The 14153-nt window shown below is 65.5% G+C and carries 15 protein-coding genes; 9 read left to right on the forward strand and 6 right to left on the reverse strand.

Annotated features, from left to right (window positions below; translation table 11 throughout):
• Together ACFQEU_RS05275 and ACFQEU_RS05280 are read right to left on the reverse strand one after the other, a co-directional pair.
• On the reverse strand, positions 1 to 493 hold a 493-nt coding region (locus tag ACFQEU_RS05275; RefSeq protein WP_379779982.1), incomplete at its 3' end, for an RPA family protein.
• Positions 490 to 1764 carry a Single-stranded DNA binding protein gene (locus tag ACFQEU_RS05280; RefSeq protein WP_379779984.1) on the reverse strand — a complete coding sequence of 425 codons (1275 nt, stop codon included), beginning with the start codon at positions 1762 to 1764 and terminating at the stop codon, positions 490 to 492. The genes ACFQEU_RS05280 and ACFQEU_RS05275, both read right to left, overlap by 4 nt.
• 78 nt (positions 1765 to 1842) lie before the next feature.
• On the opposite strand from ACFQEU_RS05280, the gene ACFQEU_RS05285 reads away from it, so the two are divergent.
• Positions 1843 to 2184 carry a DUF7510 family protein gene (locus ACFQEU_RS05285; protein ID WP_379779986.1) on the forward strand — a complete coding sequence of 114 codons (342 nt, stop codon included), beginning with the start codon at positions 1843 to 1845 and terminating at the stop codon, positions 2182 to 2184.
• Between the two features lie 7 nt (positions 2185 to 2191).
• Here ACFQEU_RS05285 and ACFQEU_RS05290 read toward each other — a convergent pair whose 3' ends face one another.
• Entirely contained in the window at positions 2192 to 3220 is a 1029-nt protein-coding gene (locus ACFQEU_RS05290; RefSeq protein WP_379780010.1) for a glycosyltransferase family 4 protein, read from the reverse strand.
• A 146-nt stretch (positions 3221 to 3366) separates the two neighbouring features.
• Positions 3367 to 3645 carry a DNA-directed RNA polymerase subunit L gene (locus ACFQEU_RS05295; RefSeq protein WP_379779988.1) on the reverse strand — a complete coding sequence of 93 codons (279 nt, stop codon included), beginning with the start codon at positions 3643 to 3645 and terminating at the stop codon, positions 3367 to 3369.
• Positions 3646 to 3819: 174 nt separating this feature from the next.
• Between ACFQEU_RS05295 and ACFQEU_RS05300 the strand changes: the two genes are divergently transcribed.
• From ACFQEU_RS05300 to ACFQEU_RS05335, 8 genes are all read left to right on the forward strand, one after another.
• Complete coding sequence (locus tag ACFQEU_RS05300) at positions 3820 to 5673, forward strand: ABC transporter substrate-binding protein (protein WP_379779990.1); 1854 nt, start codon at positions 3820 to 3822, stop codon at positions 5671 to 5673.
• A gap of 108 nt (positions 5674 to 5781) precedes the next feature.
• Positions 5782 to 6852, forward strand: a complete 1071-nt coding sequence (locus ACFQEU_RS05305; RefSeq protein ID WP_379779992.1) for an ABC transporter permease — start codon at positions 5782 to 5784, stop codon at positions 6850 to 6852.
• On the forward strand, positions 6849 to 8585 hold the full coding sequence (locus ACFQEU_RS05310) for an ABC transporter permease (protein WP_379779994.1): 1737 nt from the start codon (positions 6849 to 6851) through the stop codon (positions 8583 to 8585). The genes ACFQEU_RS05305 and ACFQEU_RS05310 overlap by 4 nt, the downstream gene beginning before the upstream one ends.
• Entirely contained in the window at positions 8585 to 9961 is a 1377-nt protein-coding gene (locus tag ACFQEU_RS05315; RefSeq protein WP_379779996.1) for an ABC transporter ATP-binding protein, read from the forward strand. Before ACFQEU_RS05310 ends, ACFQEU_RS05315 begins: the two co-directional genes overlap by 1 nt.
• On the forward strand, positions 9958 to 11337 hold the full coding sequence (locus ACFQEU_RS05320) for an ABC transporter ATP-binding protein (protein WP_379779998.1): 1380 nt from the start codon (positions 9958 to 9960) through the stop codon (positions 11335 to 11337). Before ACFQEU_RS05315 ends, ACFQEU_RS05320 begins: the two co-directional genes overlap by 4 nt.
• Before the next feature lie 4 nt (positions 11338 to 11341).
• Positions 11342 to 11752, forward strand: a complete 411-nt coding sequence (locus ACFQEU_RS05325) for a DUF7555 family protein (protein ID WP_379780000.1) — start codon at positions 11342 to 11344, stop codon at positions 11750 to 11752.
• A gap of 50 nt (positions 11753 to 11802) precedes the next feature.
• Positions 11803 to 12318 (forward strand): DUF7529 family protein, encoded by a 516-nt coding sequence (locus ACFQEU_RS05330; protein WP_379780002.1) that lies wholly within the window; start codon positions 11803 to 11805, stop codon positions 12316 to 12318.
• A 106-nt stretch (positions 12319 to 12424) separates the two neighbouring features.
• The gene (locus ACFQEU_RS05335) at positions 12425 to 13042 is read left to right on the forward strand and encodes a GNAT family N-acetyltransferase (protein ID WP_379780004.1); all 618 of its coding nucleotides are present in this window, start codon (positions 12425 to 12427) and stop codon (positions 13040 to 13042) included.
• Between the two features lie 77 nt (positions 13043 to 13119).
• Here ACFQEU_RS05335 and ACFQEU_RS05340 read toward each other — a convergent pair whose 3' ends face one another.
• Entirely contained in the window at positions 13120 to 13764 is a 645-nt protein-coding gene (locus ACFQEU_RS05340; RefSeq protein ID WP_379780006.1) for a 30S ribosomal protein S3ae, read from the reverse strand.
• Positions 13761 to 14153 (reverse strand): KEOPS complex subunit Pcc1 (locus ACFQEU_RS05345; RefSeq protein ID WP_379780008.1); only part of this gene is annotated, 393 nt, incomplete at its 5' end. The genes ACFQEU_RS05345 and ACFQEU_RS05340, both read right to left, overlap by 4 nt.

Here is a 14153-nt window from a genome sequence, read left to right on the forward strand (position 1 = left end):
CGCCGCGCAGCTCCGACTCCAGCGCCGCCGCGAACACCGCGAGCCGGTCGAGCGTCGACTCCGCGGCGGAGACGACCCAGCGGTCACGGACGTTCGCGTCGACCTCGTTGAGGCTCTCGGGGCGCACGGAGGTGAACACCTGATCGGAATCCTCCGGCTCGAACGTCCGTGCCTTCCCGGTTAGCGCGACGAACGTCGGCGGCTCGGCGCGTTCGAGGAACGCCGCCTCGTCGGGCTGGTACTGCCCGGCGTACGTGACGAACGCGGCGGAGGGGTCGACGACGCGCCCGCGGCTCGTCTCGTCGTTGACGCGCTCGACCTCGGTGAGCACGCCGGCGACGAACAGCCGGTTCACGCGCGCGCCGGTCGGCGTGACGACGTAGTTGGGCGCGCGCTCCTCGTCGCTCTCGGAGTACGAAAGCGAGGCGTCGTCGAACTCCGCGGCGAACAGCCGATAGGCGACCTCCCGAGTTCCCGGGCCGTCGTCGCTCATTCGCCCACCTCCGCGAGCGCCGCCCGAGCGACGTCTGCGGGATCGTCGTCCGCCACCTCGAACGCGGTCGCGTCGAGCGTCGCACCGTACTCGTCGACCGAGAGGCTGCCGCGGACGCGATACGCGCCGCCGACGAGCTCGTCCGCGATCGCCTCGGCGACCACGTCCTTGTCCATTGCCTCTTTCGCGGCCGCCAGCGCGTCCTCGAGGCCGCCGCCGTACACCGCCGCCGTCAGATCGTCGTCGAGCACGACGGTGACGGTGGCGGTGCCGTCGTCGAGGATCGCCTTCACGCGGAGGTCGTCCTCCCCGTCCACCTCGCCGTGGCTCCGGCACTGCCCGTTCTGTACGACCCGTCCGCACTCCGGACAGCGCTCGATCAGCCCGGAGCCGTCACGCACTTCGAGCACGTTGCCGACGAGCTCGACATCGAACATTCCACCGGAGTCGACCGCCTCCGCGACGGGGAGTCGCGGCGCGTCGTCGGCGACGGCGACGGGGTCGGACAGTGGTGTGACGGTCGTGAACTCGGTGAGGTTGATCGAGGGAACGCCACGGAACTCCCGGACGTACACGTCCTCGATCCGGAGGTCCGCACCGGGCTCCAGCTCGGGGGACGGGTCCCAGTCGGTGAACGGGAGCTTTGCGGTCTCGTCGCCGACGACCCCTTCGAGGATGTCGGTCTCGCCGTCGCGACCCGAGATGGTCTTCGACTCCGCCTCGAGCACGCGAACCTCAACGTTGCGGCCGCGGTCGCCGGCCGCGATCTCGACGAGGTCTCGGTCCCCGCCGATCCCGTGGTCGACGTCGACCGGTTCGTCCGCGATCGCGACCGTCGTCGACTCGTTGAGGTTGAGCTCCGGCTCCCCGTCCCACTCGCGGACGCCGGCGTTGCCGATCGTCAGCGAGTCGCCCGGCTCGAAGCCGAAGTCCTGCCAGGCGGTGTAGGAGATCGTTCCCGTCCCGTCCGCCAGCTCCCCCTCGCGGATCGTGAGGTCGTCCCCCTGATACCGGATGGTTCGGGTCCCGCGCGTGAGCACGCGAACAGTGACGGTGACGTTACTGTGGTCGGTCGTGATATCCGCGAGGTCGGCCGCGTCGGGCGTCGGGCTCGACCCGCCGCCACCGCCGCCGTGTTTCCGGCGCACGCTCTGTTTGGCCTCGTCTATCGGGACGCTGTACTCCAGTAGGTTCTCGAGGTCCGCTTTGACCTCCGCTTTGTCGACGCCGAGGTCGGAGGCGAGCTCCTCGGCATGGCTGTTGACGTCCATCGGTCGGGAGTTCGACGCGACCGCACAAAAGGGTTCACCGTCGGTAGCATTAATCCCCTCCCGGACACAGGCCCTCATATGGACGAGATCGAGTCGGGCGAGGTCGCCATCGACACGCGAGTAACCGGGAACCGAACGGTCATCGACGTGACCGGGACGCGAGATATGGCCGTGGTCGTCCGCTCGGCTGACGGCGAACGGATCTACCTCCCGCCGGAGAGCTTCGACGAGCCGCTCGACGACTCCCCGTACGCGTCGCCGTACACGTCCCCGTACAGTGGCGAAGAACCGAGAGACGGCGACGGGACGCCGTACCGTGGAGCCGTCGAAAGCACCCGCGGCGTGATGGAGACGGCGGATGGGTTCCGGATCCGCCACCCCGAACCGGTCACCGAGATCGACGTGTACCGGGAGAACTAGGCGTCGACTACGCGACGTCCTCGTAGATCTCGAGGGTGTCGCCGGCGACTTCCGACCAGTCGCGTCGCTCGTACTCGGGGGGCGACTCCCGGTTCAGCGCGGTCACGAGCCCGTCGACGATCGACTCGGAGTCGGGCGTGACCTCGACCAGACAGTCCTCCGGCAGGATCTCCGCGGCCCCACAGCGGGTCGACACGACCTGCGTCCCGGCTTCGAGCGCTTCCGTGATCGTGATCCCGAACGGCTCGGAGAAGGACGGCGAGACGAACGCGTCCGAGGCGGCGTAGTAGTCGCCGAGCTCGGCCTCCGGAACGTAGCCGACGAACTCCACCTTCTCTTCGATACCGATCAGCTCGGCGAACCGCTTCAGCTGCTCCGTCTGGTGACCGGAGCCGCCGACGACGAGCGTCACGTCGCGACCGCGCAGCTTCTTCATCGCGTACAGCAGGTGGGAGATCCCCTTCTGATCCGTGTGACGACCGACGAAGAAGAGCATCTCGCCGTCGATCCCGAGGTCCGCCCGGACGTCCTTCCCCGAGAACTTCGGCTTCGAGAACCCGTTGTACACGACGCGGGAGTCGGCACCGTACAGCTCCTTGACGTCCTCGCGGACGATCTCGCTGACGGAAATGTTCGTGTCGGCGGCGTTGGCCAACCGCCGCTCCGTTTCGACCTCGCGTTTCGGCGGATCGATGTTCCGGTCGCTCGCCAGCGAGTGGAACGATGAGACCCACGTCGCGTCCGAAGCGCGTGCCGCCTCCCGGCCGGGGCCGTACCCGAACCAGTCGTGAGTGTGGATCACGTCGTACTCGGGTGCGAGCTCGACGAAACGATCGCTGAGCCGACCGACGCGAGTGGCGACGTCGCCCTCGCCGGTCTCGACGCCTTCGACGCCCTGCTCGTCCTCGGGAGCGAGCTCCGCCGGCAACACCAGCTTGGCGTCGACATCGTACTCGTCCCGAAGCCCGGAGAACAGCTCCCCGACGTGGACGTCCAACCCGCCGGTGATGTTCGGCGGATACCCCCATCCCAGCATAAGCACGCTCGGTGACATACCCCACGGTTACGCGAGTCGGTACTTAGGTATGCCCCTCGGCTCGTGTATCGCCGGAGCGATCGGGGTCGACACGCGATGTTCGAGGGAAACGCAAATCCCGGCAGCCCGTTCGGACGATCGCTCGTTCAGGCCGCGGTGACGGCGTCGCGGAGCGCGGCGGTCCGGTCGGTGATCGACGCGGCCGCGTCTTCGACGGCGTCGAGCGGATCGACGGTTTCGGATTTCACAGTGAGGACCGGCTCGGTCTGGCCGCCGGACTGTTCCGGATTCATGTCGTACGTCGCGGCATCGACGTCGTCAGCCTCCAACAGTACGCCCTTGAGTACGTTCATGAACGTGTGATCCTCGCCCGCGATCTCGATACGGAGTTCCGTGTCGGTCTTCTCGATGACCCGCAGTTCCATACGTTTTCTGCGCCCGAGCGGCGTTTCAAGGTTTCGCCTCCGCCGGCCCACTTTTATTCTGTTATAAAATACTATAAATACTTCTTTTGAAACCCTTTCTTTTGTGTACTGGGTACCTGAAGGTTGTTGACATACCGGGAAGGATTTATGTAGTTATGTCTGAACAATCAAGATATGCTGGACTCAGACCCAGAATCGGAACTCGACAGCACGAACCGCCGCCGCGTCCTCGGCCTCCTCGGTGGAGGGACGGCGGTCGCCCTCGCCGGTTGCGCCGACGACCCGGGTGATGATGACGACGGTGCCGACGACGATGGTGCCGATGACGACGGTACGGACCCGGGTGACGGCGAGCCCGACACCTCCGAGCTCAACCTGATCAACAGCACGTTCGACGAGCTGGACCCGATCATGTCGACGGACACGGCGTCCTCCGCCGTCATCACGCAGCTCTACGAGAACCTGACCGCCTTCCCCAACGGCGTCCCCGAGATCGAGAACCAACTCCTCGAGGAGTTCGACGTCTCCGAAGACGGGACGACGTGGACGTTCACCGTCCGCGACGACGTGACGTTCCACGACGGCAGCGACGTAACTGCGGACGACGTGGTGTACTCCTGGCGGCGGACCGTCGAATCGCCCAACACCGAACGCCGGAGCTTCAGCCTCAATCAGCCGGTCGGGCTCGGTATCGATGTCGAACTCGATGACGATGGCAGCCCCGAACCGGGCACACTCGCCGTCGAAGCCGTCGACGACCAGACGGTCGAACTCGAACTCGTCGGTCCGAACCCCGACGCGCTCGACGTGCTCGCGTACAGCAGCTTCTCGATTATTCCCGAGGGGTACGTCGGCGACATCGAGGGGTACGACGGTGAGGTCACCCACCAGGAGTTCAGCACCGAGGTGGCCAATGGGACCGGCCCGTTCGAGCTCGACTACTTCGACGTCGACGAGGAGGTCCGTGTCGTCCGGAACGACGACTACTACGGACACGTCGCCGAGGTTCCCGCGGTCCACTGGGAGATCATCGAGGACGATCAGGCCGCGTGGACGTACGCGCTCGAGCAAAACGCGGACATCTTCGAGATCCCGACGTTCGCGTACGAACCGGACGCGATCGACGCGGAAACCGACGACCGGAACCGGGAGGTCGGGACGTACGGCCCCGCCGGCGAGCTGAACGAGGAGGTCAACTATATCGGTATCTCGGAGCTCAGTACGTTCTACTTCGGGTTCAACGCCTCCAACACCGACCGTGCGGTTCGGCAGGCGGTCGCGTACGTCCTCGACAAGGAACAGGTCGTTGAGGACGTGTTCGCGGGCCGCGGGACGCCGGCGTACAGCTTCCTCCCGCCGGGGATCTGGCCCACGGGCGCGGACGGCTACAACAGCTTCGTCGACGACTATCCGTATAGCCTCGGGGAGAGCGACCTCCAGGGGGCACAGTCGGTGCTCGAGGACGCCGGCTTTACCGCTGACGACCCGGCCGAGATCACGCTCACGACGTACGTGAGCGAAGTGTTCGAGACCGCGGCCGAGCTCATCCGCGATCTACTCGCCGGCAGCGGGGTCGACATGGAGCTCGAACAGTCCGAGTTCTCCGTGCTCCAGAACCGTGGTGAGGACGGCGACCTCGAGATGTACACGCTCGGCTGGATCTGGAGCTGGCCGGCCGCGCCGTACGGCAGCTTCCAGCTCGAACCGGAGAACACCAACACCAGCACGATGCCCGGTGAGACCGACGGGTTCTACCTCGACTGGCATACCCAGCTCGGTGAGAGCGACAACGCCGACAAGGCCCAGGAAGCGTGGGAGCGCGCGGTCGACAACCCGCTGCCGGAAGACGAGGGGCTCCGCCAGGAGGCCTACGTCGAGATGGAGGAGGCCGTCCGCGACGACGCCGTGTTAGTGCCCCTGTACCACGGCTTTACCGAGCGGTTCTGGTACGACTACGTCGATGTACCGGCCACTGGAGCGCTCGGCGCGCACTGGCAGCAGTACAACACGACCACGATCGAACAGTAACCGTCACTGCGCTTCGGGCCCTCCCGAAGCCTTTAGATAGCTCCTCAAACACCCTCTGATATTAGTGTAAGCCATGATACTCACGATCACGACCCCGTGTGAGCCGCGATGACGCGTTGGGAGTACTTTATCAAGCGCATCCTGCTCACGGTCCCGGTACTGTTTATGGTACTGACGTTCCTGTTCATCATGCTCCGGATGGGCCCGATCGACCCCGTTACGGCCCGATTAGGTCCGGAGGCGGACGGGACGGACGCGGAGCTGATGCGCGAACGCCTGGGGCTCAATGATCCCTTGTGGGAACAGTACGTCGATTTCGTCACGAGCTTTCTGACGTTCGACTTCGGCCAGTCGTGGGTCGTTCAGGCGGAGCGTGACATCCTCGACATCGTGATCAACTCCGCCCCACCGACGCTCTGGTTAGGCTTCTGGGCGATCCTGCTACCGCTGTTCATCGGGATCCCCCTCGGCTTTTACGCCGGACTTAACCCGAACTCGTGGGGCGATTACACCGCCTCGTTCGGGGGTATCCTCTGGCAGGCGCTGCCGAACTTCTGGCTGTGCGTGTTAGCGCTGGCTGCGCTCCGGCGGACACGGGACGGCGGCGGCCCGTTCGGGTTCGACTGGTACACCTTCGGTCCCGACTTCACCGAGCGAGGGATCAGTATCACCGGAACGCCGGACTTGGGCTGGGTCTCGACGACCGACGTCTTGTTCCTTCCCGTCCCCTACGTCAACGACTGGACGGGACTGTTCATCGACGTCAAGCTCATCCTGCCGGCGGCGGTCATCCTCGGGTCCGCGTCGATGGCGGCGGAGCTCCGTATCGGCCGGACCGCGATGTTGGAGACGATCAACGCGAACTTCGTCGAGACGGCGAAAGCGAAGGGGTTGACGAACCGCGTGATCGTCTGGAAGCACATCTTCCGGAACTCCCTGATCCCGCTGTTGCCCGTCATCACCAGCGAGGCGTTCCTGCTGATCGGTGGCTCCGTCATCGTCGAACAGATCTTCAACATCAACGGGCTCGGCCGGATATTCTTCCAGTCGATCACGCAGGGTGACCTCCCGATGGCGGGAGCGCTGTTGTTCATTTTCACGCTGATAATCCTGTTTTTGAACATCCTACAGGACTTCCTGTACACCGTCATCGACCCGCGTGTGGGGTACGATAAATGAGTTCGACACAACAGAACCCGGAGTATGAGGCGGAGGGCAGCGACAAACCGTTCCGTGACCTCCTCGTGGAGAACCCGCGACCCGCCCTGATCTGGGTCGGCGGCGTGGTCATACTAGCGCTCCTCGAGATCGGGCGCGTGTTCCACGGGATCGGCCAGACCTTGGATATCCTCGCGTTCCTGCTCGGTGGGCTCGCGGATGTCCCCGGCTACGTCGGTGGGAACGTCGGCGAAGCGGCGGGATCGGTGGTCGGTTCGGTCGCCGCGGGCATCACGGCGCTCGTGATGTTGGCCGCGATCACGATCCCGTTCGCGGGATACGTCCCGGATCGCGTCGTCGACGCGCTCGGGACCGACCTCTCTCGGAGTCGTCGCCGCCGGGCGAAACGCGTCGGATTGCTCGCCACCTTCGCGGCTGGTGCGGCGCTGTTGGCGTTAACACCGGTCGGCGGGCTCTTTTCCAGCGCGGCGGGGGTGCTCACGAGCACTGTCGACTCCTTGGCCTCGTCGCTCCCGGCGCTCACTAGCCGTGAGACGATCCCGAACCAGGGACACCGAACCCCGAGTGGCGGCTGGGAGGGGACGTTTATGGGTCTCTCCCCGGCGTGGGCGTGGGGTATCCGAACCGCGCTCGTCCTCGTGTACGCCACGCTGTGTCTGATCTGGGCGTGGCGCGGGTTTGATATCTACCGGGAGCACTACCGCGCGGCCGACTGGACGCCGACCGACGACACGATCCGTCGGTTCCGAAGCAACTACTGGGGGCTGTTCGGGTTCGCGATCGTGTTCCTGTTCGTCGTGCTCGCACTGTGGGCACCCGCGGTCAGCCCGGTGGAAGCCCAGCACAACATCTACGAGCCGAACTCCCACGAGTTCGAGTACCTATCAGAGGACGGCGAGGTCGAGGCGATCACACACGTGTTCGCGAACCTCGACAGCCGATCGGACGGGCAGAACACCATCGGGGTCATGAGCTACGACGACTACGGACGATGGGCACCGATGGGCACGACCAACAGAGGCCAAGACATGATGACACACCTATCGTACGGCGCACGGACGTCGCTCGTGATCGCGTTGACGGCCATCATCCTCGGCGCGCTCACTGCGGTCGTGCTCTCGCTGCTCGCCGCCTACTACAAGGGCATAACCGATATCGCGACGGTGCTCACGAGCGACACGATACAGGCGGTGCCAGCCCTACTGTTGATCATGTTGCTCTCCGTCATCTTCCAGCAGGGGAATCATCCACTGGCACAGCCACTTGACGGTGGATTCCTGTTAGCACTGATATTTGCCTTCACCCTTTGGCCGGGGATGTGGCGGGCGATCCGTGGGCCGTCGTTACAGGTCGCCGAACAGGAGTGGGTCGACGCCGCGAAGAGCTACGGTCAGACCCCGTTACGCACCATGCGGAAGCACATGGCTCCGTACATCGCGGGGTATATCCTGATCTACGCGTCGCTGCTCATCGGCGGCGTCATCATCTCCACGGCGGCGCTGACCTTCCTCGGACTCGGGATCAACCCCCCGACCCCCGAGTGGGGGCGGCTGATCAACGGCGGGCAGTCGTTCGTCGCCACGTCCTCGTGGCACGTCGCGACGATCCCGGGGCTCGCTATCGTCTTCGTCGTCGTCGCGTTCAACGCGCTCGGTGACGCGATCCGCGACGCGATCGACCCCGAGGCCGACGTCGACGAGAGCGAGGCGGCGACCGCCGGAGGTGGTGCCTGATGGCGATCGACGATCGCGAGGACGCCGTCGGCTCCTCGGGACCGACTGCCGCGGCTCGGTCGTCCGCCGACGGGCCGCTCATCGACGTGAGGAACCTCCAGACCGCCTTCTTCACCGAGAAGGAGACGATCCGTGCCGTCGACGGGATCTCCTTCGATATCGACCCCGGCGAGACGGTCGGGATCGTCGGCGAGTCCGGCAGCGGTAAGAGCGTGACCGCCCGGTCGCTGATGGGGCTCATCGAGTCACCCGGGCGCGTCCTCCGGGGCAGCAGCATCCGATATCGGGGTATCGAAGCGGTCCGGGCGTTCGCGGACGAGTTCTCGAAACGAACGGTCGATATCGCCGACCTCGAGGCAGCGTACGATCCGGACGAACTGTTCGGATCGACGGCCGCGACTCCGGAGGAGTTCGGTTACGCAGACCCGGCGTCAGTGCCACTCGTCGACGTGGCGGCGGCCGGCTACACGGACGAGATCGGGTTGACGAGCGGTACCGAGTGCGTGTTCGTCACGGACGGCTCCGCGTCGACGCCGGAGGAGATACGGGGCGGATTCATCGAGATCAGTCGGCTGTCGGGCGAGCCACAGCGGAAGATGCGCGGCGGGCGGATCGCGATGGTGTTTCAGGACCCGCTGACGAGCCTGAACCCCGTGTACACGGTCGGTAACCAGATCAAGGAGTCGCTCAGACAACACCAGGGGATCCGCGGCAAGGAGGCGACACAGGAGGCCGCGGACCTCCTCGAGGCCGTTGGCATTCCGGACGCTCGCCGCCGAGTCGACGAGTACCCTCACCAGTTCTCCGGGGGGATGCGTCAACGGGCGGTGATCGCGATGGCGCTCGCGTGTGAGCCGGAGATGCTGATCTGCGACGAGCCGACGACGGCGCTCGACGTCACCATCCAGGCGCAGATCCTCGATCTGCTCGCCGAGATCCAGGAATCACGTGACGTCTCGATCATGTTCATCACACACGACATGGGCGTGATAGCCGAGGTGTCCGACCGTGTGAACGTGATGTACGCCGGCGAGATCGTCGAATCCGCGGACGTGATACCGCTGTTTGAGGACCCGAAACACCCGTACACGCGCGGATTGCTCGAGTCGATCCCCGGTGGAAACGTCGACGGAAAGCTCTCGACGATCGAGGGAAGCGTCCCAACGCCGAACGAACCGGCCACGTACTGTCGGTTCGCCCCGCGATGTCCCAAGGCGTTCGACGAGTGCCACGAGGTCCACCCGGTACCGATACGCGTCGAATCGGAGGGCGAATCCGACCACACTGCGTCCTGTCTCTTGTACCCATCGGACGTGCCGACAGCGGAGGCGGTGGCCAGACACAGCCGGCGGAACCAAGCAGGTGAGGAAAAATGAGCGGAGACACGATAGAAGCCCCTCCGGACGGGGTACGGGACGACGGCACGGACAGTACGGGTCGGGAGACGATGGTTCAGCTCCGCGACCTACAGACGTACTACGAGAGCGGCGGGATCTTCAACGACCGCCCGGTCAAAGCGGTCGACGGCGTCAGTTTCGACATCTACCGCGGCGAGACGCTCGGTCTCGTCGGCGAGTCGGGGTGTGGCAAGACGACGCTCGGACGGACCCTCATCCAGCTGGAGAAGGCGACCGGTGGTGAGGTGCTGTTCGACGGCACCGACATCACCGAGCTCAGAGGGGACGACCTCTACGAGTGGCGGCGGAACGCACAGATGGTGTTCCAGGACCCTGACTCGAGCCTGAACGACCGGATGACGGTCGGTGAGATCGTCCGTGAACCGCTCGATGTCCACGGCTGGAAAACGCCCCGCGAGCGACGAAACCGTGTGAAACAGCTGCTCGATCAGGTCGGCCTCTCACCGGAACACTACTTCCGGTATCCACACCAGTTCTCGGGCGGGCAGCGCCAGCGGATCGGGATCGCTCGCACCCTCGCGCTCAATCCGGAGTTCATCGTGCTCGACGAGCCGGTGAGCGCGCTCGACGTCTCGGTCCAGGCGGAGATCATCAACCTCCTCGAGGAGCTCCAAGACGAGCTCGACCTCACGTACCTGTTCATCGCACACGACCTCTCCGTCGTCCGGCACATCTGTGACCGGGTCGCGGTGATGTACCTCGGGAACATCATGGAGATCGGGCCGACGGAGGAGCTGTTCACCGATCCCGCGAACCCGTACACGCACGCGTTGCTGTCGGCGATCCCCAAACCCGACCCGACACAGCGTCGTGACCGGATCACGTTGCACGGGACGCCGCCGAACCCCCGATACCCGCCGAACGGGTGTCCGTTCAGTACGCGCTGTCCCGCGCGGATACGCCCGAAGGAGTACGAGGACCTAGACGACGAGATCTGGGACGGGATCAACGCACTCCGGGAGATCCTCCGTGAACGGATGCGTGCCACCCGGTCGATCCGGGAACGGCTCCGTGAACGGTTCGACATGGAAACCCGGTTCGCGACGATGGACGAGACGTACGAGGAGCTGTTCGGTCACCTCGACGTGCCCCCGGACGCCGAGGACGTTCTCCAGCGTGTCGCCGAGATCGCCGGGGACCACGACGAACAGCGCGCGCTCGACGCCCTCGACGCGGAGTTCGGAAGCATCTGTGACGGCGTCGATCCGGACGGCGGCGACGAGACGATCGAACCGGCGTACTACACCGTCAGCGATGCCGGTCGGGAGAGCTACTGTCACCGCCACGATGACCGGTTCCGCGAACCTGCACCCGTTCTCGACGACCGGCACTAGGTGGATGCGACTCCCGTCACACAGCCGCGTCCGTCGCTCGTTCCGCGTGTGGGTCGACGCGATCGGCTACGCGCTCGTCCTCACCGCCGTGGTGACGACCGCCGCGGTCGTGCTCGGGATCGCGACCGGCGGCGGGTTCGTCCGTGGGAAGTTCTTCACGTTCCTCTCGGGATGGGTCCTCGTCGGCTACGCCACGGTCCGGTTGTGGCCCAAACGAGGCGAAGAGGAAGGGGAATCGCTGTCGGGCACTCGACGGACTCGCTTCCAGCGGGCGGTCGCGTCGGTGCCACCGGTTCGCTGGATCCGGACTCCGCCGCCGACCGAGCGTGTTCGGGTCGCGGGCAAGACCTTTCTCGGCGGCGTTCTCACCCTGTTCGCGTCCGTCGTGATGGAAGTCGGCTTCGGGGTCGCATAAGACCCGGCTCGAAAAGAGTTATGCCGCCCGCCCCGCGACCACTCGATACGATGTCACACGAGGAGCAGGACCCCTTCGTCCGTCGCCGTGAGAGCCTCGGCGAGGCGCACACGAAAACGTGGGAGCGGACCCTCGAAGAGGCACGAATGCTGGTCGATGAACGGGAGGAGGACGACTGGGCGGTGACGTACGTCATGTCCGCTCACACCGACACGGTCAGTAAGGACATGGGCGAGCACGATCGGTTCGGGCTGATGCACGTGTTGCCGAACAACTATGCCGACCGGTTCTCGGAGGCATTCGACCCGGACGGGTTCGACGAGTTCCTCGTGTATGGGACCTCCGTCAACGGCGTGATGTTCGTCATTCTCGAACTGATCGATCCGGACGCGAAACGGGCGATCGTCGTCCCCTGTTCGTACGACATGACGACGGGGCAGGGGATGTCGGAGGCGGCTGCCGAAGAGGGCGCGTTGCCGAGCTACTTCAAAACTATCGACGGGGAGATCCTCGGCCGCTTCGACCACGAGGAGATCGAACCGCTGGTGACGCCGCCGAACGCATAGCCCGCATTCGCGTCAGCCTCCTCGTTTACCGTCCTCCCCGTTAGGCGTCCTCCCCCGTCCACCCGTTCTCGAAGCGTTCTTGTTGGCCGTCCGAGCTCGCTGTGGTATGAAGTTCCGGCGACTCCCCGCGATGGACGACGCGCTTCGGCGGTTCGCGACCGATCTATGGCTTCCCTACCATCGAGACCTCGCGGACGCCGCCGACGCACACGCGCTGGCGGACGAACCCGACGAGTGGTTCATCGAACGGAACGTCGCGTTCACCCGCGATAGACTCGCCGAGGACGGGTTCCGCGGCTGGGTCGTCGTCACCGCGACCGATGCCGATGGCGACCCCGACGACCGCGATAACGACTCCGACGACCGCGATAACGACCCCGCCGACCGCGATGGCAGCGAGGACACCGGCGTCGACCCCGCGACCGCGCCGCTGACCGACCCCCGGCTCGATCTCGTCGGGATCCTGTTCACGAGCGTTGACGCGTGTCCCGACGTGTTCGACCGCCCGGACCGGCTCGTGATCGGCGAGCTGTACGTCGCGGAGCCGTACCGCGGCACCGGACTCGCCGACCGCCTGCTGGAGCGCGCGCTCGTCGACGCCCGCGAACAGGACTGTGGCCAGCTCCGGCTCGACGTCGATGTCGACAACGAGCGCGCGCTCGCGTTCTACGAGAAATGCGGCTTCGAGCCGTATCGCAAGCAGCTGGTTCGCTCCATCGAGTGAGGGCGGTGTCGCCGCTTCTGTCGCTACGTGGGTGATAAACGGAAAAGCCGGTCGGTCGTGTCGCGCTCGACGGCGACCTACTCGCTGTCGACGGCCACTTCGTCGGCGTCGACGTCGACGGCGGCCTCCTCCTCGGCGGCGATCTCCTCGGGGCGCGCCTCGAGGGTCAGCTTCTGGACCTCGACGCGGCGCAGCGGGTAGATCGTCTTCGCCTCGCCGTAGATCGCCGACGAGAGGTTACCGTCGATGATCGCGTCCACGAACGCCTCGAAGGTGCGTTCCTCGGCGGCGGCGTGGACCTTGTCGATCATGACGCGACGGATCGCCTTCTCTTGGGAGCGGTCCGCCTTCTTGGTCGTCAACGCGACGGGCTGGACACGGATCCGGTAATCGTCGGTCGTCACGACCGTGATCGACGCCTCGACCTTCGACGCGCCGCGCCGGACGAGCGAGCGCAGGTAATCACGCGTCAGCTCGTACGTGATGAACTCGGTGTACGCCGTGTCGCTGCCCACGTCGGTGATCTTGAACGTGAGTTTGGTGTTGTTCGCGCTGGAGTCACCGGTGAGCTCGCCCAGCGTGGTCGTGATCGTGCGGCCGACCACCTGGTCGGGCTCCTCGGCGAGCGTCTCGCCGAGCACCGCGCGATCGAACTGTTCGGGTGCCAGTACGTCGTACCAGCGTTTCTGTCCTCTGCTCTTGGATACTGATCGTTCGCTCATGTGTTGATGTCTGCGTTGGTGTCGGTGTCTGCGTTGGTGTCGGTGTCCGCGTTGGTGTCGGTGTCCGCGTTGGTGTCGGTGTCCCCGTTGGTGTCGGTGTCCGCGTTGGTGCCGGTGTCCGCGTTGGCGTCCGGGCTCGTCTTCGCCCCCGCGTCGGTGTCGGTGTCCGCGTCCGCACCCGGCTCCGTCGTCGACGACCCGGTTGCCGCCGGCCCCGCGGACTCGATAACTCGATCGGCGACCCGGAGGTTCACCACGTAGTCGTCGACGGTCGACCGGAGTCCGCCCGTGGTCGGGCGCTCGATCGCCGCCTCGATCGTGTCGCCGTCGACGGCGACCGACATCGACTCGGTGTCGTCCGGGGCGAGCGCGGCCGCGACGACCGCGGA

This window comes from Halorubrum tibetense (genome assembly GCF_042661865.1).
GTDB lineage: Archaea > Halobacteriota > Halobacteria > Halobacteriales > Haloferacaceae > Halorubrum > Halorubrum tibetense.